Source organism: Oceanobacillus sp. FSL K6-2867, from assembly GCF_037963145.1.
GTDB lineage: Bacteria > Bacillota > Bacilli > Bacillales > Amphibacillaceae > Oceanobacillus.
In genome coordinates, this window is sequence record NZ_CP150144.1 from 270,598 (window position 1) to 293,181 (window position 22,584).

General features: G+C 36.9%; 18 protein-coding genes, 1 pseudogene and 1 other annotated feature. Of the genes and pseudogenes, 8 read left to right on the top strand and 11 right to left on the bottom strand.

The window, feature by feature from the left end; all coding sequences use genetic code 11:
• Positions 1-45: 45 nt before the first annotated feature.
• Positions 46-678, bottom strand: coding sequence for a forespore capture DNA-binding protein RefZ (gene refZ / locus NSQ77_RS01310; protein ID WP_339228405.1), 633 nt, complete (start codon positions 676-678; stop codon positions 46-48).
• 131 nt (positions 679-809) lie between these two features.
• Here refZ and NSQ77_RS01315 point away from each other — a divergent pair, with 131 nt between their 5' ends.
• A complete protein-coding gene (locus NSQ77_RS01315; RefSeq protein ID WP_339228406.1) occupies positions 810-1,292 on the top strand; it encodes a GAF domain-containing protein in 483 nt (160 codons plus the stop codon).
• A gap of 413 nt (positions 1,293-1,705) precedes the next feature.
• A complete protein-coding gene (gene rpsD, locus NSQ77_RS01320) occupies positions 1,706-2,308 on the top strand; it encodes a 30S ribosomal protein S4 (RefSeq protein ID WP_339228407.1) in 603 nt (200 codons plus the stop codon).
• 452 nt (positions 2,309-2,760) lie between these two features.
• On the opposite strand, the pseudogene NSQ77_RS01325 reads toward rpsD, so the two are convergent.
• Positions 2,761-3,190, bottom strand: a pseudogene (locus tag NSQ77_RS01325) (GNAT family N-acetyltransferase).
• Between the two features lie 175 nt (positions 3,191-3,365).
• Entirely contained in the window at positions 3,366-4,004 is a 639-nt protein-coding gene (locus NSQ77_RS01330) for an HAD family hydrolase (protein WP_339230916.1), read from the bottom strand.
• A 398-nt stretch (positions 4,005-4,402) separates the two neighbouring features.
• Here NSQ77_RS01330 and NSQ77_RS01335 point away from each other — a divergent pair, with 398 nt between their 5' ends.
• Entirely contained in the window at positions 4,403-4,834 is a 432-nt protein-coding gene (locus tag NSQ77_RS01335; RefSeq protein ID WP_339228408.1) for a helix-turn-helix domain-containing protein, read from the top strand.
• A 1-nt stretch (position 4,835) separates the two neighbouring features.
• Here NSQ77_RS01335 and NSQ77_RS01340 read toward each other — a convergent pair whose 3' ends face one another.
• The 5 genes from NSQ77_RS01340 to tyrS all read right to left on the bottom strand — a co-directional run bounded on the left by NSQ77_RS01340 (position 4,836) and on the right by tyrS (position 10,449).
• The gene (locus tag NSQ77_RS01340; protein ID WP_339228409.1) at positions 4,836-5,546 is read right to left on the bottom strand and encodes a hypothetical protein; all 711 of its coding nucleotides are present in this window, start codon (positions 5,544-5,546) and stop codon (positions 4,836-4,838) included.
• A 395-nt stretch (positions 5,547-5,941) separates the two neighbouring features.
• The gene (locus tag NSQ77_RS01345) at positions 5,942-7,645 is read right to left on the bottom strand and encodes a methyl-accepting chemotaxis protein (protein ID WP_339228410.1); all 1,704 of its coding nucleotides are present in this window, start codon (positions 7,643-7,645) and stop codon (positions 5,942-5,944) included.
• A gap of 349 nt (positions 7,646-7,994) precedes the next feature.
• Positions 7,995-8,462 carry an SRPBCC family protein gene (locus tag NSQ77_RS01350; RefSeq protein WP_339228412.1) on the bottom strand — a complete coding sequence of 156 codons (468 nt, stop codon included), beginning with the start codon at positions 8,460-8,462 and terminating at the stop codon, positions 7,995-7,997.
• A gap of 25 nt (positions 8,463-8,487) precedes the next feature.
• Positions 8,488-9,072, bottom strand: coding sequence for a GNAT family protein (locus tag NSQ77_RS01355; protein WP_339228413.1), 585 nt, complete (start codon positions 9,070-9,072; stop codon positions 8,488-8,490).
• A gap of 108 nt (positions 9,073-9,180) precedes the next feature.
• Positions 9,181-10,449: a tyrosine--tRNA ligase gene (tyrS, locus tag NSQ77_RS01360; protein ID WP_339228414.1), complete on the bottom strand. Its 1,269-nt coding sequence runs from the start codon at positions 10,447-10,449 to the stop codon at positions 9,181-9,183.
• Positions 10,450-10,584: 135 nt separating this feature from the next.
• Positions 10,585-10,795: a binding site (T-box leader), on the bottom strand.
• Positions 10,796-10,975: 180 nt separating this feature from the next.
• On the opposite strand from tyrS, the gene NSQ77_RS01365 reads away from it, so the two are divergent.
• From NSQ77_RS01365 to NSQ77_RS01380, 4 genes are all read left to right on the top strand, one after another.
• Positions 10,976-13,915 (top strand): transglycosylase domain-containing protein, encoded by a 2,940-nt coding sequence (locus NSQ77_RS01365; protein WP_339228416.1) that lies wholly within the window; start codon positions 10,976-10,978, stop codon positions 13,913-13,915.
• A 187-nt stretch (positions 13,916-14,102) separates the two neighbouring features.
• The gene (locus tag NSQ77_RS01370) at positions 14,103-14,756 is read left to right on the top strand and encodes a GNAT family N-acetyltransferase (protein ID WP_339228417.1); all 654 of its coding nucleotides are present in this window, start codon (positions 14,103-14,105) and stop codon (positions 14,754-14,756) included.
• A 1-nt stretch (position 14,757) separates the two neighbouring features.
• Positions 14,758-15,405: an acetoin utilization AcuB family protein gene (locus tag NSQ77_RS01375; protein WP_339228418.1), complete on the top strand. Its 648-nt coding sequence runs from the start codon at positions 14,758-14,760 to the stop codon at positions 15,403-15,405.
• Positions 15,405-16,562, top strand: coding sequence for an acetoin utilization protein AcuC (locus NSQ77_RS01380; protein ID WP_339228419.1), 1,158 nt, complete (start codon positions 15,405-15,407; stop codon positions 16,560-16,562). Before NSQ77_RS01375 ends, NSQ77_RS01380 begins: the two co-directional genes overlap by 1 nt.
• 128 nt (positions 16,563-16,690) lie before the next feature.
• Here the strand turns inward: NSQ77_RS01380 and motP are convergent, their stop codons facing one another.
• The 3 genes from motP to NSQ77_RS01395 all read right to left on the bottom strand — a co-directional run bounded on the left by motP (position 16,691) and on the right by NSQ77_RS01395 (position 20,036).
• The gene (gene motP / locus NSQ77_RS01385) at positions 16,691-17,515 is read right to left on the bottom strand and encodes a flagellar motor protein MotP (protein WP_339228420.1); all 825 of its coding nucleotides are present in this window, start codon (positions 17,513-17,515) and stop codon (positions 16,691-16,693) included.
• Positions 17,516-17,628: 113 nt separating this feature from the next.
• Positions 17,629-18,630: a catabolite control protein A gene (gene ccpA / locus NSQ77_RS01390; protein WP_339228422.1), complete on the bottom strand. Its 1,002-nt coding sequence runs from the start codon at positions 18,628-18,630 to the stop codon at positions 17,629-17,631.
• Positions 18,631-18,962: 332 nt separating this feature from the next.
• Positions 18,963-20,036 (bottom strand): bifunctional 3-deoxy-7-phosphoheptulonate synthase/chorismate mutase, encoded by a 1,074-nt coding sequence (locus NSQ77_RS01395; RefSeq protein ID WP_339228423.1) that lies wholly within the window; start codon positions 20,034-20,036, stop codon positions 18,963-18,965.
• Positions 20,037-20,258: 222 nt separating this feature from the next.
• Between NSQ77_RS01395 and NSQ77_RS01400 the strand changes: the two genes are divergently transcribed.
• A complete protein-coding gene (locus NSQ77_RS01400) occupies positions 20,259-22,391 on the top strand; it encodes a cell division protein FtsA (RefSeq protein ID WP_339228424.1) in 2,133 nt (710 codons plus the stop codon).
• The last annotated feature ends 193 nt before the right edge of the window (positions 22,392-22,584 follow it).

A 22,584-nucleotide genomic window follows, 5' to 3' on the forward strand; every position in this document is an offset into this window, starting at 1 on the left:
TCATTTTATCACATTATAATGAGAAAACTGGAGCATGAAGTTTTTTTATTTTATAAATTGATTCCATCCTTTTGGAGATCCTTCCATAATAAAATCAAGCCAATTTTGTATCGTTTTAACATATTTTCGAACAAAGACCTGATGTGAATATGCTCCGACAACCTGTTCCTTCCAATCACTATGCAAAATGTAGGGTGTTATTAACAGACCCTTTAATTGCAACAGCATATACTCCCTTGTGTCCCCTTTTGCTCGACCATTCAGCGCTTCAAAAAACGTTTGCTTTATATAATAATTTTCTTTTGCCAAATACGTAACAGCCATTTCACGAACAAACACCGAGTCCAAAGAAAGCTCACGCTGAATAAAGCATGTCAATTGATGATTTGTTTGCTTATACTGTATAATAGTAAAAATTAGTCCATTTAGCTTTTCTAACGGAGATAAACTTGCGGCATTTTCCAATTCTTCTTCAATTGTTTTCAAGTATTCTTCATAATAATTCGTTACGGCATATTCCAAAAGCCCTTGCTTGCTTTTGAAATAATAGCTGATCAATGACACATTAACACTTGCTTTTTCTGCTATATCACGTACCGAAGTTCCATGAAAACCTTTTTGGAAAAACAGGGAAGACGCTGCATTAATTACTTTTTGCTTGGTTGGGTTCTTTTTCATTGTTTCTCATCTCCTTACATCAGTAATACGACAAAGAACCTGGTCTTTCCTGCAATTTTCGCTCGACAAATACTGTGTTAATGTCGAATTAAACAACTTGCTTTTTTGAATTAGGAAAGGGGGAATTTACTTTGTTTCAGACAACAGCTTATTCAGATGACAGAGTAAAAAGTTACGAACTATTAATTAAACAATTAGATGCTTTAACAGATGGCGAAAAAGATGAGGTCGCTATTTTATCCAATGCATCAGCATTATTAAATCAATTCCTAAAAGAAATAAATTGGGTTGGTTTTTACGTTTGGAAGGAAGATGAGCTTGTACTTGGTCCATTTCAAGGTCTTCCAGCATGTATTCGTATCGGCTATGGTAAAGGCGTCTGCGGTACTGCTGTAAAAGAAAAACAAACACAGCGCATTGCCGATGTTCATCAATTCCCAGGACATATCGCATGTGACAGTGCGAGCCAATCGGAAATTGTTGTCCCAATCATTATCAATAATCATGTATACGGAGTGCTTGATATTGATAGTCCGATTAAAAACCGCTTTGATGAAACCGATCAAACATACCTAGAGAAATTTGCAGCAACTTTAGAAAAGCATTTACAGTAACTCTAGTATAACAAAACTAGCAGCGAATCAAAGCCGCTAGTTTTGTTACTTCATGAAGTCAATATATCATTAATTGTATACTTAGAGCATTCATAATCCAGCATTCTTCTTCAAGAAATTTATCTCTTGTAAAATCAGATCTGCCCCCACCTTTTTTATACACTATGAAATAAACCGTAATTTCTCTTGACTTTCATCTTCAAAAATTATATACTATCGTTTGTGTAAAATAATTAGGTAGCCTAAGTGAACCGACGCTTGCACTCATTTTGTTCCTTCGCGTGGCAATAGCCCTAAGGTGTATCGTGTAACTCTCTGCTGCTGGAGCGATGGTACATGAAAACAAAATGAACAACGAACCGGACACGCTCGTTTTATTTTATGCAAATAAAACATAAAGGAGGAAATGTCCTATGTCACGTTATACTGGATCACTCTGGAAAAAATCACGTCGTCTTGGCATTTCATTAACTGGAACTGGTAAGGAATTAGATAAACGCCCTTACGCACCTGGTCAACACGGACCAACTCAACGCAAAAAAATCTCTGAATATGGTATGCAAATGCAAGAGAAGCAAAAACTTCGCTTCATGTACGGATTAAACGAACGTCAATTCCGTAACCTATTCAACAAAGCTGGTAAAATGAAAGGTATCCATGGTGAAAACTTCATGATCTTACTTGAGTCTCGCCTAGATAACTTAGTTTACCGTCTTGGACTTGCTCGTACACGCAGACAAGCACGTCAGCTAGTTAACCACGGTCACGTGTTAGTTGATGGTAGCCGCGTAGACATTCCGTCATACGCTGTAAAACCAGGTCAAGCAATCAGCTTACGTGAGAAATCACAAAAGCTTGATATCGTTAAAGAAGCGATTGAAGTGAATAACTTCGTACCTGAGTACACTACATTTGACGCTGAGAAAATGGAAGGAACTTTCTCTCGTTTACCTGAGCGTTCTGAACTTCCAGCTGAAATTAACGAACAACTTATCGTTGAGTTCTACTCTCGTTAATAGGACTGAATTGTATATTGTAGTATTCAAAGCCTTAGAAACCTTGCTAAATCAAGGATTCGGGGCTTTTTATTTTTATTCAAATTTGCAGGGTAATGCAAGAAAACAATTCTATTTGGGGCTAAATTGGGAATAAAATAAAAATTGCGGGTAGATGTTTTAGAGAGGTTTTTTAACCTCTCTTTTTATCAATTGCATATTGACTTTTTCAAGCTTCTTGTAATTTATTTCTACGTATTTCTGATAATGAGTACAATATTAGTGTAGGTTTATGGTTAAACTGATTAAATATAACAGATGATAACTCTTTATATTTCTTTATTTATTATATTGATTCGCAGGGCCTGTTTATTATCAATCTCAACAATATGGGAAAAAATAACCCCTAAATGAGATTATTCAAAATACTATGGTTTAATTAGCTAAAGCATCCGTTACTTGAAGAAGAAGTATTATAATTTAAGTAATAAAACATTTTTTTCATAGTTATCTAAACACCATTGAAACTTCTTTAATATATGATTGTTAATTTGTTTGCCCTCATATTCAAATTCTTCAAAACCAAATTTTCCATAAAAATGCTTTAACTCTTCAAATGGTAGACAGTACACTTCTTTTAAATTACCTTTTTTAGTTTCCTTTACCAAGTAATCAACTAACTCATTTGCAAGCGATAGTCCTCTGAACTCATCCAATATATATACCGCCAATTTCAGCCACTTCTTCATTAAGATAAGCAATCCTTCCAACGCCTGCAAATTTATCCTCAAATGTAACTATTGCAATTGTTTCACTTTCTAAATTACTCGGCACAAAGCCTATTTTCTGATATTGTTCATTTACCCATTGGAGTTCATTTTTAGTTGCTAATCTTATTCCCATTTCTTTTCCCTCCCTAATTATATAGACAAAGTATAACATAGAGAATTGATTTAACTAAACTGCTCCTTTCGTACAATAACTTCTACGTGAAATAGCGTTAATCCTCCTTGAATTAACGCACCAGTTACTGTGAGAAGATGGTGATAATGTTACATGCTTTCACAGCTGTTCATACCTATAGTTTTAAATGTTGTATAAATTCGTCTACACTACTAAACATTTGGTCTGGTTGAACACTGAACTCTAGTGTCTGGTAATTTGTCAGCCATTGGACCCCGATTGTATGTACTTTGGCTTGTTTACCAGCTAGAATATCGGCTTCACTATCTCCAAGGAAAACAGCCTCGGTGTTTTTTATGTTAAGATGTTCCAATGCCTTATTTACTCCCTCTGGATGAGGCTTTGGTGTATCTACATCATCACCAGTAATGATTACATCAAATATGTCCCTCATATTTAGACATTCTAAAGAAATAAGCAAACTTCTCCTTGCTTTCCCTGTTACAATTCCTAATTTATAACCTTCCCTTTTTAATTGCAGAAGTAAGCCGTTAATTTTCTCATTATCCAAAACAAGTTCTCTGTGCTTTTCACTATATTTGTCATAATATAATTCGATTGCTTGATCATGGTTTGAATCGATAAGGTTTTCTCTGATGATACCAGTCTCAGATGGACCGAACATCAACTTAATCTCATCTGAAGTAACCTCAATGTTGTCAAATTCCTTAAATACAGCTTGAAACGCATAAAAACAAATTGGCAAAGTATCAGCAAGAGTACCATCAAAATCAAAAATAATCGCTTTAATAATTACACACCCTTTATCAAAAATTTTTATAAATGCCTTAAACCTTTAATAATCTACTTTAGTAAAAATTGAATCTTCTACTCCAGGAAGTAGTTTGTATATGCTCTTATCGAGTAATTCTTCTAAGATACCTATTCGCTATGTAACCAAATTTTCCTCTATCCATTGCTAACTCTTTTATTAAGTGGAAACCACCTATCGTGAGCAACTGTGTAAAACTCTCCTATGATAACAGATTAATTAAAATAATGATTTGTTGGCACCCTCCGCAATGCGTAATTAAATATTATAAAAGGCATTATTATAAACCATTGCTCTGGTGTTTTTTTGGGGGAAAATAGCAAAAGCAAGCCGATTTATTAAATTCTCGTTTTCAGGTATGATCGGTTTTGGGACATGCCTTGACCGCCAAAATTTCAGAAAGCAAGGGGAAAGAGTGGAAGGAATTATGTTCAAAATATCAAATAAATAATACAACTCTTTCTAGATGGATTGAGACATTTGAAAAGGAAGGAATAAGTGGATTAAAGGAATCAAGAACCTGGAAAAAATATTCTAAGGAAGTAAAAGAAGCAGCTATATCTGATTATTTGTCAGGAGACTATTCTTATAAAGAAGTTGTCCGAAGGCATCATATTTCAAGTGATTCTGTACTCAATAGATGGATAAATCATAATGGTCATAGAGAATTTAAAGATACGGGAAAAGGGAGAACACGTTCTATGACTAAACGGAGAAAAACCACTTGGGAAGAAAGAATCGAGATAGCTGTTTACTGTTTGGAGAACGGAAAAGATTATCAAGGAGCCACAGATAAATATAAGGTTTCTTAAACTATCCTATTTGAAAAATGCCTAATACTTCAGCACTTTGATATTGTAATACTGTATTTATCCAGTCGCCTTGCAAATATAATTCTGGAATATCTGAAACAAAAACAAATTCATATTCATATTTTCCCAGTTTGTTGTACAAGATGTTTTCCCCTTTGAAATGTTTAGCAATAATTTTACTTATAAACTCCATTGTTTCTTCGCTATTTTCTACTCGAACTGTAAATTGATATTTATACTTGCGGTTACTTTCCCCTAATGTACTAAATTCTAGAAACTTATTATATAATTTTATTTTCTCCTCTTCCTCTTTTGATGTTTTTACTTTTTCTCCTTGTGCTGCGTTTTTTTCTTTACCTTGTTCGTCTTGTTTTTCCTTACCACTTTCATCTTGCTTTTTCTCGTCCAGAATTTGTACCAAATCTGTTATATCGGTCATCGATATTTTATCTACTTTTATACCTACATCTTTTATATGATTTATAACTTCATTTCTCATATTAGTTACGGATGTTAAGGTGCGCTGATTATCTTTACTCTGTTGCATAGACATTGATATAGCAATTATAGCTAAAGCTATAGACACAGAACTGGAGATTATATTAAAATTAAGACTGTAATCACTTAGCCAAAAAGAAAAAGATAGTATAATAACTCCAACAAGAATACTTGTTAGCCATTTCCAATCTTTATTTGTCCATCCGGAATTCATAACATTCCCTCCTTTATATATTCGGCAAAAAAGTACGTTCTCGCTTCAATTTAATGATAAAAGTCCATAAATCTAATTGATTTAAATTTACTTCAAGGTGCCCAATATTTTTTTCTCTTGCTGAATCCATTAAAATTGCAGACTACTTTAGATGCTTATGATGATTTTCTGCTGTTATCCCTTATATTTTCAAGCAGTCTTACAATCTTACCTAATGTAATTAAGACAGCGCCTATTGCAACATGTAAATATTAGATTATTTCCCATGGCTTTCTTCACTTCGAAATAAACTATAATGACAAAGGCGAATGATCATTGTAATCATTTTTCATTTATAAATATAGTCGATTAAACAGGGTAGCTATAACCAAACTACCCTGCTCACAACCAAACATTTATAGTTTAAACTGCGCTACCAATCCATTTAATTCCTCAGCTAACCTTGCTAATTCATCTGCACTTCCTGCAACTTCTTCCATTGAACTGCTAGTTTGCTGTGAAGATGCTGATATTTGTTCAATACCTGCTGCGGATTCTTCAGAAACAGCGGCGATTTCTTGAATAGCATGATTCATTTTCTGACTGCTTGTTGTTATTTCAGAAACATTCGCAGTAATGTTAGTTATGTTATCCACCATTTCGCTTACCGAATTTTTAATACCAGTAAATTTTTCCCCCGTTAATCGAATCTGCTGTGTTCCATGTTTAACCTCTTCATACCCACTATTCAGCGAATTCGTAACGATACTAAATTCATTTTGAATCGTATCCACGATACCGGAGATATCTGTTACGGAATGTGCAACCTGTTCTGCAAGCTTTCTGACCTCATCCGCAACAACAGCGAAGCCCCGCCCTCGTTCACCAGCTCTTGCCGCTTCGATAGCAGCATTTAAAGCTAATAAATTTGTTTGATCGGCAATATCCCGAATTACAACTACTAGCTTCGAAATGCCCTGTGATTGAACATCCAAACCTTGTACTTTTCTTACTGCATCTTGTACAATGAAATCAATATTTTCCATTTGATTCATAGAAGAGTCCATTAATGCAGATCCTTCACTCGTCATTTCAAATACATGATTGGATTCCTCTTGTACGTGCTCCGCATTCTCATTAACCTCATCCAGCTGCTTTGTATAGGTTGCCATCATACCAGATAATTCACCTGACTGGTTTGCTTGTGTCTCAGCACCGGATGACAACTCTTCCATTGTTGTGGAAATTTGCTCTGTACCTGAGCGGACCTCATTCGCTGATTGTGTGAGCTCCTCGCTATGAGCAGTCACTGTAGCAGATACGTCGTTGATCTTAACCATAATGTTTCGCATACTTTCATTCATATCATTAGCAACTGTGACAAGCTGACCAATCTCATCATTCGTTTTTGCCTGAAGCGGTTCTTGATTCAAATTACCATCAGCAACTAATTGCATGTGATCCATAACCATCCGAATAGGCCTGGTAATGGAAGCCGCTGTAGCGATAGCAATAATAATACCTATGACAATAACTAACGCGGAAATAACCATCCCTAGAATCATGATGAAATCTCCATTTGCTTTTACAGTATCTCCTAATTCTTGTATAAGAGCTTCTCTTTCAGTCGCCAACTCACTAAAACCAGCAATTAATTCATTACCGAGTGGTTGTACAGAATTTTCCATGATGCCTATCGCGCTTTGTTCGTTTCCATTTTCGAATTCAGAAAAAACCTCATCAGTAAAAGTGCCCCACTCTATTTTTTTTTCAATTAACGCTTGTAATTCATCTGAATCACTTAGCTGCAACGCACGATTCTCTAAAGCAATGCTTGCTTCAATTCCATTTTGAAAATCATCTTTATATAACTGGCTTTCAAATAATAGATAACCACGAATCAAGCTCTCTCGTTCGACCATATCATATGCCAGCTCTTCGTCTACAATTAGCAGCTCAAGCTCAGTATCAATCATTTCTTCTATATCACTATTCATATTATTAATTGAATAAATTGTAAAGCCACTTAAAACAATCGTTAATATAATAACAATAAAAAAGCAAAATAAGATCTTAGCTCGTAAACTTTTAAAGTGTAATACATTTGAAAACTTCTTCATGCTGATACTCCATTCTATATAAATAGTAGTCTATAGCTTTTCCTCTGTTGATCTGGTATTCCTTTAAAATTCAATGCTGTAATCAATACATGATGAAATAAACTGCAATATCCGCAAATCACGTTTTGCGTATTGTCATTAATAAACTCCCCTTACATTTCCAAAATCAACAAATTCAATATATAGCCTTCATAATCTATATCGTATTACTTTAAAAATAATTAAGTAGTTATATTAATTTTACAGAGTATTAAACATTCAATTTATATTTTCGCACAGTAAAAAACCTCAAATTCGTATCAGGAATTTGAGGTTATTCTATTACCGTTCTTTATTCTATAAAATTTTTTCATGCATCTGCTTTATTTTCGATATGTTGCTTTAATGCGTCCAAATCTTTTGCGCAGGCCTTTTTAAACGTACCTGCCATTATCTTCCCGAAAAATTTCGCCATACCAGTTAATTTATTAATTTCTCCATCTAATGTAACAGCTGTTAACTGATCGTTTTTTGAAGAGAGAATGTACGTAAAAATGAACTCTCCCTTTCCCGTTGTTCCTTTCGTTCCATCACAGCGCAGAACGATTCGCTCTGGATGAGAAAGACTGACAACTTCAAAATGCTCCGTTGCTTTTTGTCCGAACATTTTTCTTGTCTCCAGCCACTGCGAACCTTCTTTTACCGGTCCATCATCTTGGCGCTCAAGCCCTTCAAAGCCCTGCATCCATTCTCTTGCCGCATCTAAATCAATTAAACTTTCATATACTCTTTCCTTCGGGGCATGAATGGTTCGCTGAACTTGAAATCGAATACTCAAATGAATTCCCTCCTTATAAATCGTTTCAAACTAATCTACCGCATTTTATCGCTGTAAATTCTTCTTTCAAAATCGAATATAACTTCAAATCCTCATGTCTGCCTTTTACGAGCATGCCTTTACGAATAATTCCCTCAAAGCTCATTCCGATCTTCTCCATCACCCGTTCAGAACCGATGTTAGCTACTAAACACCTTGCTTGAATACGTACTAAATCCATGTTAGTGAATCCAAACGCTAAAATAGCCTTAGCTGCTTCCGTTGTCAGCCCTTCCCCCCAAAAATCCTGATGGATACAATATGCAATCTCCGCACTTTGATGCTGTGGTTTCCACGAAGCAAGATCGATTGTTCCAATTACCTTGCCTGTTTTTTTATGCTCCATCCCCCATGGTGCTATGTCTTTCTTTTTATAATTCGTTAATATAAATTCGACAAATGCTTCTGTATCAGAAAGTGATCGATGTGTGTCCCATGTAACAAATTTTGTTACTGCTGGATCTGAACAGTATGCATACATATCTTTTGCATCTTGCTTTGTTACTTTTCTAAGTATGAGGCGTTCTGTTTCAATTGTTGGTAAAGCATTGCAAGTGCCTTCCCTGTTCATCAAATCCCTCCATTCGTTTTACTCATTATAAAGGAATTTTTCGAAAAATAAAGAACTATAATGAAAGCAAGGCACGAATGTCAAACCATTCATGCCAGGTGTTTCGCTTTAAAATTGTACAAGAAAATATTTTTTCTTCCCGCGGCGGATGATTATAAACTGGTCTTCAATTCGATCATCTGCTGATACAATATAATTCACATCTTGTTTTCTTTCGCCATTAATATATACCGCACCATTACCAATATCTTCTCTTGCTTGGCGTTTAGATGAAGAAATAGAAGCTTGCACTAATAAGTCTACCAAGCCAATGTTTTCTTTTTCTGATGTGTATGTTGGCACATCCTTAAAGCCTTGCTCAATATCATGTGCAGAGAGCTCTTTCAAATCACCGCTAAATAATGCTGCAGAAATCTTAGTTGCTTGTTCTAGTGCCGCTTCCCCATGAATGGATCTCGTCATTTCTTCTGCTAGACGTTTTTGGGCAACGCGATTTTCTGGGTGTTGTTCTACTTCTTGTTCAAGCTTTGCAATTTCTTCTTCCGATAAGAATGTGAAGTAACGCAGGAATTTAGCCACATCACGGTCATCTGTATTAATCCAGAACTGGTAAAATTCATATGGGGTTGTTTTTTCCGGATCTAACCATACTGCATTTCCAGCTGTTTTCCCGAATTTCGTACCATCTGCTTTCGTAATAAGTGGTACTGTAAGTCCGAATACTTTGATTTGCTCGTCCTCATCTTCTCTGGAACGGCGAATAAGCTCCATTCCTGCAGTGATATTTCCCCACTGGTCACTTCCGCCAATTTGCAAGGTACAATTTTCTTGCTCGTACAATTTAAGGTAATCAAGCGACTGCAAAATCATATAGCTAAATTCGGTAAAAGTAATCCCTTGTTCAATCCGAGCTGAAACAGATTCCTTTGCAAGCATGTAGTTAATCCCAAAATGTTTTCCAGCATCTCGCAGAAAATCAATTATTGTCATATTGCCAAGCCAATCATGATTATTTCTTGATTGCACTGGATTATCACCTTGATCAATATCAACCAGTTTGCTAATTTGTTCTCTGATTTTCTCTGTAAATCCGTGAACAACCTCACTTGTATTTAGAGAACGTTCACTGGATCTTCCACTTGGGTCGCCAATCATTCCCGTTCCACCGCCTACAAGTGCAATTGGTTTATGCCCGGCTTGCTGGAATCTTTTTAACATTGTTAATGGCACTAAATGTCCAATATGCAGACTATCTGCTGTTGGGTCAAAGCCACAGTATAATGTAATTTGATTTTCTTTCAAATGCTTTTCTAGCCCTTCCCGATCCGTTACTTGGTGGACCAGCCCTCGGTTTTCAAGATCTTGTAAAATATCCATTTTCTACACTCCATTACTTTTTTATTAGAAAACTTGGCATTTGTAAGTCTTTTGGCAAATGCCTTATTTGCATTTATGCAAATAAGGAAGTATTACACTTTCTTATCTGCAAATCAAAAAACTCGCCCCCTCAAAAAAAGGGACGAGTTAAACACGCGGTACCACCCTTGTTGCTAAATAATTAGCCACTTGGGATTGTTAACGATGTCGCCACCGTTCTTTCCATATCGACAGAAAGAAATGCTCCAGATTGTAATTCACCTGCAAATGTATACTGGCTTGCACCTTCCGCCAGCTCGCTTTGATAGGGATTTGCTAAGCTACTGCGATCTTTCATCACATCTTATCAATTTATTTGCTTAATAGGACAATAAATATCCATTATAACCACATTATTGAACACATAAAAGTTATTATATACATTCATAACATATTTGTAATCCAATTGCAATATTAAATTTCTAAATATCATACAACAAAAATCGCTCATATGCTATAATATATATGAAATTTAGGGGGTTCACAAATGGAATTTAAAGAAAAAATGCTCGAATACAGGAAAAAGCTGTCGACCCTATGGAAAACTGGGAAGATCCAGCATTCCTCACGGGTTACATATGATGTGGTATGGAATGTTATCCTGTTCATTCTTGTAATAGGTTTTATTGGATTTATATTTGCAGGAGCTGTTGGAGCAGGGTATTTCGCATCGCTTGTAAAGGACGAACCTATTCGAAGCTATGAGACGATGGCTCAGGATATTTATGACTATTCAGAAACATCGAAGCTTTACTTTGCTGATGAGGTTTACTTTGGTGATATCAACTCCGAGATTCATCGGGAAGAAACAACACTGGAAAATATCTCACCAATTTTAACACAAGCAGTTATTGCTACAGAAGATGAATATTTTAATGAGCATAAAGGAATTGTGCCAAAAGCAATTTTTCGTGCAATGGTTCAGGAAGTTACCAATTCCTCTGTTCAAACTGGCGGTAGTACATTAACGCAGCAATTGATTAAAAACCAAATACTTACCGATGAAGTTTCTTTTGAAAGAAAGGCAGTTGAAATGCTGCTTGCACTTCGTTTAGAAAGGTTTTTTGAAAAGGATGAGATTCTAGAAGCCTATTTAAATATTGTTCCTTATGGCCGAGACGCTTCTGGCAGGAATATCGCAGGAGTTCAAACGGCTGCAAAGGGGATTTTTGGCATTGATGCAAATGAAGTTAATCTTCCTCAAGCAGCATATCTCGCTGGACTGCCTCAAAGTCCTTCTGCGTATACCCCATTTGTCAATAGTGGTGGTCTAAAGGATGAATCAGGTATTCAACCAGGGATAAACAGAATGAAAACCGTACTCTATCGCATGTATGATATGGAATACATTACAAAAGAAGAATATGAGGAAGCATTAAAGTATGATATTGCAGCCGATTTCACTAAGAAACAACCATCTTCAAGGGAAACTTATCCGGTATTAACCTTTGAAATCGAGGAAAGAGCGACGAAAATCATCAAAAAAGTTCTCGCTGAAGAGGACGGATATACATCAGAGGATCTTAATAAAAATGAAGCTTTAAACAAGGAATACGAAGAACTTGCATCACGAGCTTTAAGAAACAATGGATATGAAATTCATTCAACGATTGATAAAGAAATTTATGATGCTTTCCAGGAAATTGGTAAAGATTATCAACACTATGGCCGTGACCATACATTTACTGTAAAAGATGATGAAACAGGTGAAACAACGAGCTGGACAGAAGAAATACAAGCTGCCGGTATGCTAATTGAAAACAAAACAGGAAGAATTATAAGCTTCTTTGGAAATCGGGAGGCAAGCATTGATAATCATTATAATTATGCGACTCGAGCCGTTCGTTCTAACGGAAGTACAATTAAGCCACTGCTGGACTATGCACCAGCACTAGAAAAAGGCGTTGTACAGCCAGGAACACCTATTGCAGATTATCCAAGAACCTTCCCAAACCCGGGAGGATCACCTTATAAAGTGGGCAATTATGGCGGCGGAAATTACGGTATGGTCTCTGCTAGAACAGCATTGGCTAATTCTTATAACATCCCAGCGGTTGATACCTACATGAAAATTATTCAGGATAACCCTGCTAAAGAATATTTAGATAAAATGGGAATTACAACCTTAACAGCTGGCGATCATACACAGCCATCCCTTTCCCTAGGTGCAATGGATCGTGGTGTAACTGTGGAAGAGAATATCAATGCATTCAGCACGTTCGGTAACAATGGTAAGTTTTCTGATGGTTATATGATTGAAAAGATTGTTTCAAAAGATGGAGACGTCCTGTATGAACATGAATCAAAGCCGGTTGAAGTATTTTCACCTCAAACGAATTATTTAACACTTGATATGATGCGTGATGTCATTTCATCTGGTACCGGGTCGTATCTAAACTCACAATTAAAACATGGCGGTGTCGATTGGGCAGGTAAAACCGGTACATCAAACGATTATAAGGATGCCTGGTTTGTTGCAATTAATCCTAATGTCACCTTTGGTACGTGGATTGGGTATAAAACGCCCGCTTCCATTTATGATCCAAGCTATCCACTTAGCTATAGCCAGCGCAATATAAAACTTTGGTCTGAATTTATGAACGCAGCATCCGATATCAAACCTGAGCTTGTTGCGCCGAAAGAAAAATTCGAACGCCCTGGTGGAATAGTGGAGCGCAGCTATTGTTCCATTTCTGGCATGCTGCCATCGGAATTATGTGAAAAAGCTGGTTTAGTTAAAACCGATTTATTTAATGAAAAATATGTACCAACTAAAACGGACGACAGTCTCATTTCTGGAAACCAGGTTCTTGTCGATGGTAAAGCAGTAAAAGCTGGTTCCAATACACCTAGTGAATTTGCGGACGGCAATGGGATCACCTTTAATCCTGAATGGCTAAAAAGAAACGGTTTTGATAAACTCAGTGACCTTTCTGTTATCTATCCTACAAGAGGTGAGGATGCTGAGAAGTGGAAAAAGATTGGTATTCCCAGCGGATCTGCTGGAAGCTCCCTTGAAGATGATGGAAAAGCTCCTGGGGCACCATCTGTCAAAAAGTCAGGGCATAAGCTGACATGGAGTAAGCCTGGAGATAACGATGTTGTTGGTTACCGAATATATCGTGCCGGTTCATCTGGAGGCGACTTTAAGCTAATCGGCAATTCCAGTCAAACCGAATATAATATCGGTAATGAAAATGCAGTTTATATAGTAAAAGCTGTTGACTACTTTGGAAATGAATCCAAAGCATCAAATGAAGTTACTGTTGGTGACAAACCAAAGAATAAAGATTCATCCAAAGGGAACAAGAACGATGATAAAAAGGTTGAAAAAGCAAAAGACAACAAAGATAAAAAGGACGAAAAGTCTGATGAAAAGAAAGACAGCAGTGATAAAAATAAATCAGATGATAAAGACGACGAATAACATTTAATATTTTTCAAGGGGGGCTTTTTAGCCCCCCCTTTTATTTTTGCATATAGTCCCCTTCTCTCCATTAATAATGAGCCTCTGCCTGATGCTTTTCAATAAGATTTCACAAAATAATAAAAATAGTAATTAAAATGCTGTATAATAGAAAGATGAAAGCGGATTAAATACAGGTGGTGAATAAATGGAGCATATAAAGACTTTTCACAGTATGTCCTACGAGACCGTTCAAGGCCCCATCATTATTGAAGGACCATTATCTGCATTGGAGTTAAGCCAGTATGATTTCCATGAACAGCTGACCGCTTTTCGTCCTGCAGCAAAACAATTCGAAGCACTGCTTGAGATTGCTGAATTCCCAGAGGGAAGAATTCTCGTTGCTAGAACAGCAGATACAATTGTTGGCTATGTCACATATTTACACCCAGACCCTCTGGAAAGGTGGTCGACGTTTAATATGGAAGATTTATTAGAATTGGGAGCAATTGAAATGATCTCAGCGTACCGCGGAGAAAGAATTGCCTCAAACCTTTTAAAGGTTTCCATGATGGACGGGTACATGGAAAATTATATCATTATTTCTACAGAATATTATTGGCACTGGGATCTTGAAGGGACAAAATTAAGCATTTGGAATTATCGTAAGATCATGGAAAAAATGATGGCAGCAGGAGGTTTATTGCCTGCCCCAACAGACGATCCCGAAATTATTTCCCACCCTGCAAACTGCTTAATGGTTCGAATCGGAAAAAATGTCCACGAGGAATCAATTCAACAGTTCGATAAACTTCGCTTTTTGGCACGGAACAAATATCGAGACATGAGAGAAGGTCTATAATATGCATGTTGAAGAGATTATGAAAAAAGATGTCATAACCCTTAAGCCCGGAGCAACAATTGCAAACGCATTGGAATTGTTGGAAAAGCATCGTATCCGTCATATTACGATTGTAGATAAATCGTACGAGGTAATCGGAATTGTTTCTGACCGAGATGTACGTGATGCTAGTCCATCGAAGTTTATTAAAGATGCGGACAACAGTGAATTGCAAAATGAAATTCAAACTATAATGAGTCTGCCTGTGATTACAATTCACCCAATGGATTTTGTAGAAGAGATTGCATCAATTTTTTATGATAAAGAAATTGCCTGTCTTCCCGTTGTCTCTAATAATCGTTTAGTTGGTGTTGTTACAGAAAAAGACATGCTTTATACCTTAATACAGCTAACTGGCACACATGTTCAAAGCTCATTAATCGAAGTAAAAGTTCCTGACAGACCTGGTATTTTGCCTGAGGTTACAGCTATTTTTGGAAAAAGAAAAACGAACATTGCCTCTGTCTTAGTTTATCCGTATAAAAATGATTTAAATTATAAAGTGCTTGTCTTCCGCATCCAAACAATGAATCCATTGCCAATCATTCAGGATTTGCGTAATGCTGGCTACGAATTGCTGTGGCCAAACAACGGGCCGGGGCTCATATAATGCATAACAATTCTGCCTTTGTCTTTTCCAATGATTACCTAGCCTACCATTTTCATAGTGAGCACCCTTTCAATCACAAACGAGTACAATTAGCAAAGGAATTATTGGAAATGACTGGAACTTTAACAAATCAAGAAATTATCCCTGCAAGGATGGCAACGGATGAGGAGCTTTCACTATTTCATGACTACGATTATATCGATGCGGTAAAACGAGCTGGACGAGGTGGATTAGACGAAAAAGCTGGACAAGAATATGGTTTAGGAACGGAAGATACTCCTATTTTCACAAATATGCACGAAGCTGCGAGTTTTTTAGTTGGCGGTACATTAACTGCTGTCGATGAAGTGCTCAGTGGGAATAAAGATCATGCACTTAATCTTGGAGGCGGTTTACATCATGGTTTTGAACGAAAGGCTTCTGGTTTTTGCATATATAACGATAGTGCTGTTGCAATCAAATATATTCGGGAAAAATATAATTTGAGAGTGTTATATATTGATACCGATGCACACCATGGTGACGGCGTACAATGGGCGTTCTATGATGATCCAAATGTATGCACTTTCTCTATTCACGAAACTGGTAGATACCTTTTCCCTGGTACAGGAAATGTGAATGAACGTGGCATTAAAGAAGGCCATGGATATTCCTTTAATCTTCCAATTGATGCCTTTACACAAGATGAATCCTTTTTGTACGTCTATGAAACTGCGGCAAGAGAAATCGCAGCATTCTTCAAGCCAGATGTAATTGTGACACAAAATGGTGCTGATGCACATTGCTTTGATCCCTTAACACATCTTTGCGGCACAATGGCGATTTATGAACAAATTCCATTCGTGGCACATGATTTGGCCCATAAGTACTGTAATGGAAAATGGATTGCAATCGGTGGCGGGGGCTATGATATGTGGCGAGTTGTTCCTCGTGCCTGGGCACAAATATGGCATGTGATGAAGCTGGGAAAATCTGCAGAAGGAGCGCTCCCTGTTCAATGGTTACAAAAGTGGCAAGACGAATCTCCTGATAAGCTGCCTGCCAGCTGGCATGATGGTAAAGAAGCATTTCCAAAGATTCCTAGAAAAGCGGAAATCACAGAGAAAAATGAACAATTGTTAAAAAGTCTATTAAAGTATACAAAACCAATTCGCTAAAAGTTACATGTTAGATTTTTTCCAAAAAGAAAGAAGCTGTCCATCTTAGACAGCTTCTTTCAACAGCATCTTAAAATAATTATGTGATAAATTATCACACTCTAGAATTGCTTTCCCATTTTAATTTTTTATGCTTCATTTACACTTTTCCCAGCAAAACTGCTGTTATTTTCTACATCTTTTCGCTCTTTTGCATCATTTGAAAGGAAAGCGCTAAGCTTTTCTTCTAAAATGCGTGGGTTTTGCCCAGATTGAACACCGATAATACCCTCAATAATAATCTGCTTCGTAAATACCTCTTCCTCTGTCTTCGTCCCTAGCTTGCTTGCCATGGGATGGAAAAACAGATTGGCGAGTACAGTTCCATAAAGTGTAGTTAGAAGCGCTACAGCCATGCTCGGCCCTAATGTACCAGGGTCTTCCAACGTGTTCAGCATTAAAACAAGACCGATTAATGTTCCAATCATTCCCCATGCTGGAGCATAATCTCCGGCCTTTTCAAAGAGTACTCTCCCCTTATAATGCCGATCCTCCATAGCTGTAATTTCAGCATTCATAATATCTGTAATGACCTCCGGATCTATCCCATCCACTGCAAGCAATACACCCTTTTTAATAAATGGATCTTCAATATCTTCGAGCTCACTTTCCAATGCAAGAATGCCTTCCCTTCTTGCACGCTCCGAAAGACGTACAAACAACCGAGTTAGTTCAGGCAACTGCATATCATTTTTATGGAATGCTTCTTTCATCATTTTACCTGTTAACTTAATTTGATCTATTTTGAATGTGACTAACATGGAAGCAACTAAGCCTCCGATTACAATAAATAAGGAAGGTATGTCTGCAAACGATGCAACCCCTTCCGTTCCACTATTTGTCATAATTGCCAACATCAGCATAATAAAACCTAAAGTAATACCAATTGGAGTTAGGAAATCACGTTTTCTCATATTATTTAGCTCCCTATGTCACTTTACTAAAACAAGAAGAGTTCAAAAGGTTACCCTCTTCAAATTGGTTGGTAACTTTTTGAACACTATCTAATTTACTAATTATATCGGCATTATTTTTCTAATGTTGAGTTTCTTAATTCAAGTCGATGCGGTAATACAACATTATTATCTTCCACTTCTTCTTTATTCATATATTTTGTAAGCAGCCGCATTGCTACTGCACCAATATCATAGGTTGGCTGGACAACTGTAGTCAATGTAGGTCGAACCATTGTTGCAAGTCTTGTGTTATCAAAGCCAAATACTTCTACATCATCTGGCACATTCAATCCGCGGTCCTGTGCACCATGGATAACACCAAGTGCAAGCTCATCATAGGTTACAAATATAGCAGTTGGCTTTTCATCCAGATTTGCGAAGTATTCTACTGCTTCTAGTCCTGTTTGATAAGCATAAGCTCCTTTGTAAATCAACGCTTCATTTAATTCAATCGATGCTTCCTGTAATGCACGGAGATATCCATTATATTTTAATTTGTTAACACCGAAGTCCAGATTACTTGCAACTAAAGCCGGATGCTTATGTCCATTATCGATTAAGTGTTTAGTCGCTTCATATGCTGCAAGTTCATAATCTATATTCACTGCAGGAATTTCGTCTGCCGGGTCATGCGTAGCTGCAAGCACGACCGGTACAGAAGATGTTTTAAATTGCTGGATATGATCCTCATCAATGCTTCCGCCCATAAATAAAATCCCGTCCACTTGCTTTTCCAGCATCGTATTAATAAGCTGCAGTTCTTTATCTTTATTCTGATCCGAACTACTCAGAATGATATTATATTTATACATTGTTGCAATATCTTCAATTCCTCGAGCGAGCTCGGAAAAGAAAATATTCGAGATATCTGGAATAATTGCTCCTACGGTAGTTGTTTTTTTACTTGCTAATCCTCTAGCAACAGCATTCGGACGATAGCCTAATCGCTCAATCGTTGCTAATACTTTTTTACGTGTTGTTGGTTTTACATTTGGATTTCCGTTAACAACACGAGAAACAGTAGCCATCGAGACATTTGCCTCACGAGCTACATCATATATTGTTATGTTCATCTAAGTCTACCTCCTAATATTACAAATCGACTTCTATTCTTTATATAATACTCTAGGATGAAAAAAATTACAAAAAAAATCTTGAAATCAGGGAAATTGTCTAAAAATGTACACAAATGCGAGCTTAGCCACTATTAGGTTTAACAAAAAACAATGCTAGCATACTTCTATTAACACAGAAACTGAAAAAAATAAACGGTATGTACAACTATATATGAATTTTTGCCTTTAATAGCATAACATTCTTTAGCCGTCCGTGAAACGTAAAGATAGAAAATTATTAGTCAAAAAAAAGAAAGGCTGCAATTATTCAGCCTTTCTCTTAACACTATTTATTTCAAACGATTCTCGATACCTTTGATCTCTTCAAAGAATTGATCGAACGTTGGGATATCCATTTGCTGTGCAGAGTCAGATAATGCCACTGCAGGATCTGGATGGACTTCAGCCATCACACCGTCAGCTCCAATAGCAAGTGCTGCTTTTGCAGTTGGAAGAAGTAAATCACGTCTTCCAGTAGAATGTGTAACATCTACCATAACCGGAAGGTGCGTTTCCTGTTTTAAGATTGGAACTGCTGAAATATCAAGTGTGTTTCGTGTTGCTTTTTCATATGTGCGAATACCGCGTTCACATAAGATAATATTGCCGTTTCCACGCGAGTTAATATATTCTGCTGCATTAATGAATTCAGAAATCGTTGCGGATAAGCCACGCTTTAATAGTACAGGTTTATTCGCATCTCCTGCTGCCTTTAGCAATTCAAAGTTTTGCATGTTTCTTGCCCCAATTTGAATGACATCAATGTAGTCAACAGCTTCTTCAATATGTGCAGGATTTACGATTTCACTTATCACTGCCAGATCATATTCGTCGGCAACACGTTTTAAAATCTGCAGCCCTTCTACACCGAGTCCTTGGAAATCGTATGGAGAAGTTCTAGGTTTAAACGCTCCACCACGCAGTAATTTCAAGCCTTTGCTTTTCACAGACTCTGCAACTGCTGCTACTTGTTCATAGCTTTCAACAGCACATGGCCCAAATACATAGCTGGTATTTCCATTCCCTATTTTGGCACCTTTAATTTCAATCACTGTATTTTCAGGTTTCTTTTTCCGTGAAACGAGTAATGCTTTACTATGATCATCTTCTTGCAATTCCAAACTCGCTTTAAAAATTTCTTTAAAAATATGCTCCAGTGTTGAATTTTGGAATGGACCATTATTATTATCCTTAATTTTATCCAACATTTCTCTCTCACGCACTGGATCAAATCGTTTGATACTTTGCTTTGTTTTCAGCTGACCAATCTGCTGAACAATCTCTGCACGACGGTTTATTAATTCCAAAATTTCTAAATTCACTTCATCCATCTGAACTCTAAGCTGTTCCATTTCATTACTCATTTCAAATCCCCCTGAAGTCATTTTTTAATAATTAGAGACAATTATAGCTAAAATTCTTTCATTTGTCACCAATAAGTTTATAATATAATAGATATCTTTTTACTTATTCTATTAATTAGGATTTTTTACTTATCCGTTACACAAAAGATTCACTCAAAGCATTCTCGAACAGAGTCTTTTGGCACATAACTATTAATCTATTAAAAGGAAGGTGTTTAAGCGATGGGAGAAACTATTTTTGCCCTCGATATTGGCACTCGTTCCGTTACCGGCATTATTTTGGAGAGTCTTGATAATTCATTCACTGTTATTGATTATTATACAAAAGAACATACAGAACGTTCGATGCGTGATGGGCAAATACATAATGTAGTAGCGGTTGCTCAAGTAATTCAGGAGGTAAAAGAAAAGCTTGAAGAAAAAGCTGATACCATATTTACGAAAACATGTGTTGCAGCTGCAGGAAGATCATTAAAAACAGTGGTAGCAAGTGCTTCTATTACATTGCACCACCAACCAATTACAGATACTGAAGTGATTAAGCACATAGAGCTTACCGCTGTACAGAATGCACAGCAAACACTTGCCAAGCAAGAGAAAAATAATGATTATAGCAACTATTACTGTGTTGGGTATTCTGTTTTAAATTATAAGCTGGATCAAACACAAATCGGCTCATTAATTGACCAAAGCGGAAAAGAAGCTGCAGTTGAGATAATTGCTACGTTTCTTCCCAAAGTGGTCGTTGAATCTTTGCTAGCGGCTCTCAAGCGTGCAGATTTGGATATGGAGGCACTAACACTTGAGCCAATAGCAGCCATCCACGTATTAATACCAGAGTCAATGCGCAGATTAAATGTTGCGCTTGTCGATATTGGTGCCGGTACAAGCGATATTGCAATCACAGATAGAGGAACTGTCGTAGCGTACGGAATGGTTCCGGTGGCTGGGGATGAAATAACTGAAGCAATAAGTGATCATTATTTGCTTGATTTTCCGGAAGCCGAGAAAACCAAACGTGCAATCGTAAATGATGGGGGATTTACAGTTGAAGATATATTAGGTTTTGAATCTGTCATCACTGAGGAAGCACTTGCTCAAGACATTGCAAAGACTGTCGATAGTCTTGCAGAGTCAATAGCCGCTGAGATTGTTCAGTTAAATGCAAAGGTTCCACGCGCTGTTATGCTAGTTGGTGGTGGAAGCTTAACACCAAACTTAACAACTGTGCTCGCAGATAAACTGGATCTCCCCCATAACCGCGTTGCAATTCGTGGAATCAATGCAATCCCACATTTACATCATGATAATATTCCAACAGGTCCTGATTTTGTTACACCAATTGGAATTGCAATAGCTGCGAAAGAAAACCCTGTCCATTATGTTAGTGTAACGGTCAATAAGCAGGTCATTCGTCTATTTGAAATGAAGCAGCTTACTATTGGAGATTGTCTGGTACAAGCCGGAATTAAATTAAATAAGCTTTATGGAAAACCAGGATTAGCCACAATTGTCACGGTAAATGGAAAATTTGTCACACTGCCAGGCAGCTTTGGGGAAGCACCGCAAATTTTTTTAAATGATAATCCTGCAAATGTTGATGACTTTATCCAGGATAGTGATGAAATTAAATTTGTTGCTGGTGCTGATGGGTTGCCTATACAGACAACATTAATGGAGCTTGTTGGTGAAGCACCGTCAATGACTGTTTTCTATAATAAGCAGCCATATAAGCTCGAAACAGATATTTATGTAAATGGCATTGTCAGAAATTCAAATTATGTCATTAGGGATGGTGACATAATCACTTGGAAGCAGACTAAAACAATTCGCACATTTTTACATGAGCGAAATTTGAAAACGAATCTTATTGCAAAACCATTCACGATACTAATGAACAATCAGCCCATCACGGTATCAGCTGGAACAACCAAAATCTTAGTTAACAATGAAGAAGCAGCCTTAGATAATATTTTAAAAAAGAGCGACAGAATAGAGGTAATGCCCGCAAAGCAACCAACTGTATATGATCTGGTTCTGCAGCTTGATAAAAAAGCCTCTAATAAGATTACTGTTACGTTTAATGGAGAAAAGGTTATAATGACACAGCCACTTGTTAAAATCACGCGTAAAGAGGGTTCATTACGTTTTGAGGACCCAATTCAGCACCAGGATGTGTTGAAGATGGAAGAAAGGAAACTGGAGCCTTTTATTTTTCAGGATGTTTTTCGTTATGTACATGTCGATTTGTCACAAGCAAATGGAAAGTTTAAATTGTTGAAGAATAATAAGCCCTCCTCCTTTGATGATAAGATTATCTCTGGAGATAGACTCGAAATTAGTTGGGGAGACTAATAAAAAAGGGCTGTCACAGTTTGAACTCCCCCCTGTCAAGTAGACAGTGGAAATAATAAAATGTTTTAGGCGGCCATAGCTCTATATTCTATAGGGCTGTGGCCGTTTAATTTGTCTTGATATCTTTCATAATTATAGAAATGAATGTACTAGTCTATTGCTCTTTTCAGTTCGTCAAATGTTTCGTATTTAT

Coding starts and splice junctions, on each gene's coding strand:
- refZ (WP_339228405.1), bottom strand. CDS start 678: ATGAAAAAGAACCCAACCAAGCAAAAAGTAATTAATGCAGCGTCTTCC.
- rpsD (WP_339228407.1), top strand. CDS start 1,706: ATGTCACGTTATACTGGATCACTCTGGAAAAAATCACGTCGTCTTGGC.
- NSQ77_RS01340 (WP_339228409.1), bottom strand. CDS start 5,546: ATGAATTCCGGATGGACAAATAAAGATTGGAAATGGCTAACAAGTATT.
- NSQ77_RS01345 (WP_339228410.1), bottom strand. CDS start 7,645: ATGAAGAAGTTTTCAAATGTATTACACTTTAAAAGTTTACGAGCTAAG.
- NSQ77_RS01355 (WP_339228413.1), bottom strand. CDS start 9,072: ATGAACAGGGAAGGCACTTGCAATGCTTTACCAACAATTGAAACAGAA.
- tyrS (WP_339228414.1), bottom strand. CDS start 10,449: ATGGATATTTTACAAGATCTTGAAAACCGAGGGCTGGTCCACCAAGTA.
- NSQ77_RS01365 (WP_339228416.1), top strand. CDS start 10,976: ATGGAATTTAAAGAAAAAATGCTCGAATACAGGAAAAAGCTGTCGACC.
- NSQ77_RS01370 (WP_339228417.1), top strand. CDS start 14,103: ATGGAGCATATAAAGACTTTTCACAGTATGTCCTACGAGACCGTTCAA.
- NSQ77_RS01375 (WP_339228418.1), top strand. CDS start 14,758: ATGCATGTTGAAGAGATTATGAAAAAAGATGTCATAACCCTTAAGCCC.
- NSQ77_RS01380 (WP_339228419.1), top strand. CDS start 15,405: ATGCATAACAATTCTGCCTTTGTCTTTTCCAATGATTACCTAGCCTAC.
- motP (WP_339228420.1), bottom strand. CDS start 17,515: ATGAGAAAACGTGATTTCCTAACTCCAATTGGTATTACTTTAGGTTTT.
- ccpA (WP_339228422.1), bottom strand. CDS start 18,630: ATGAACATAACAATATATGATGTAGCTCGTGAGGCAAATGTCTCGATG.
- NSQ77_RS01395 (WP_339228423.1), bottom strand. CDS start 20,036: ATGAGTAATGAAATGGAACAGCTTAGAGTTCAGATGGATGAAGTGAAT.
- NSQ77_RS01400 (WP_339228424.1), top strand. CDS start 20,259: ATGGGAGAAACTATTTTTGCCCTCGATATTGGCACTCGTTCCGTTACC.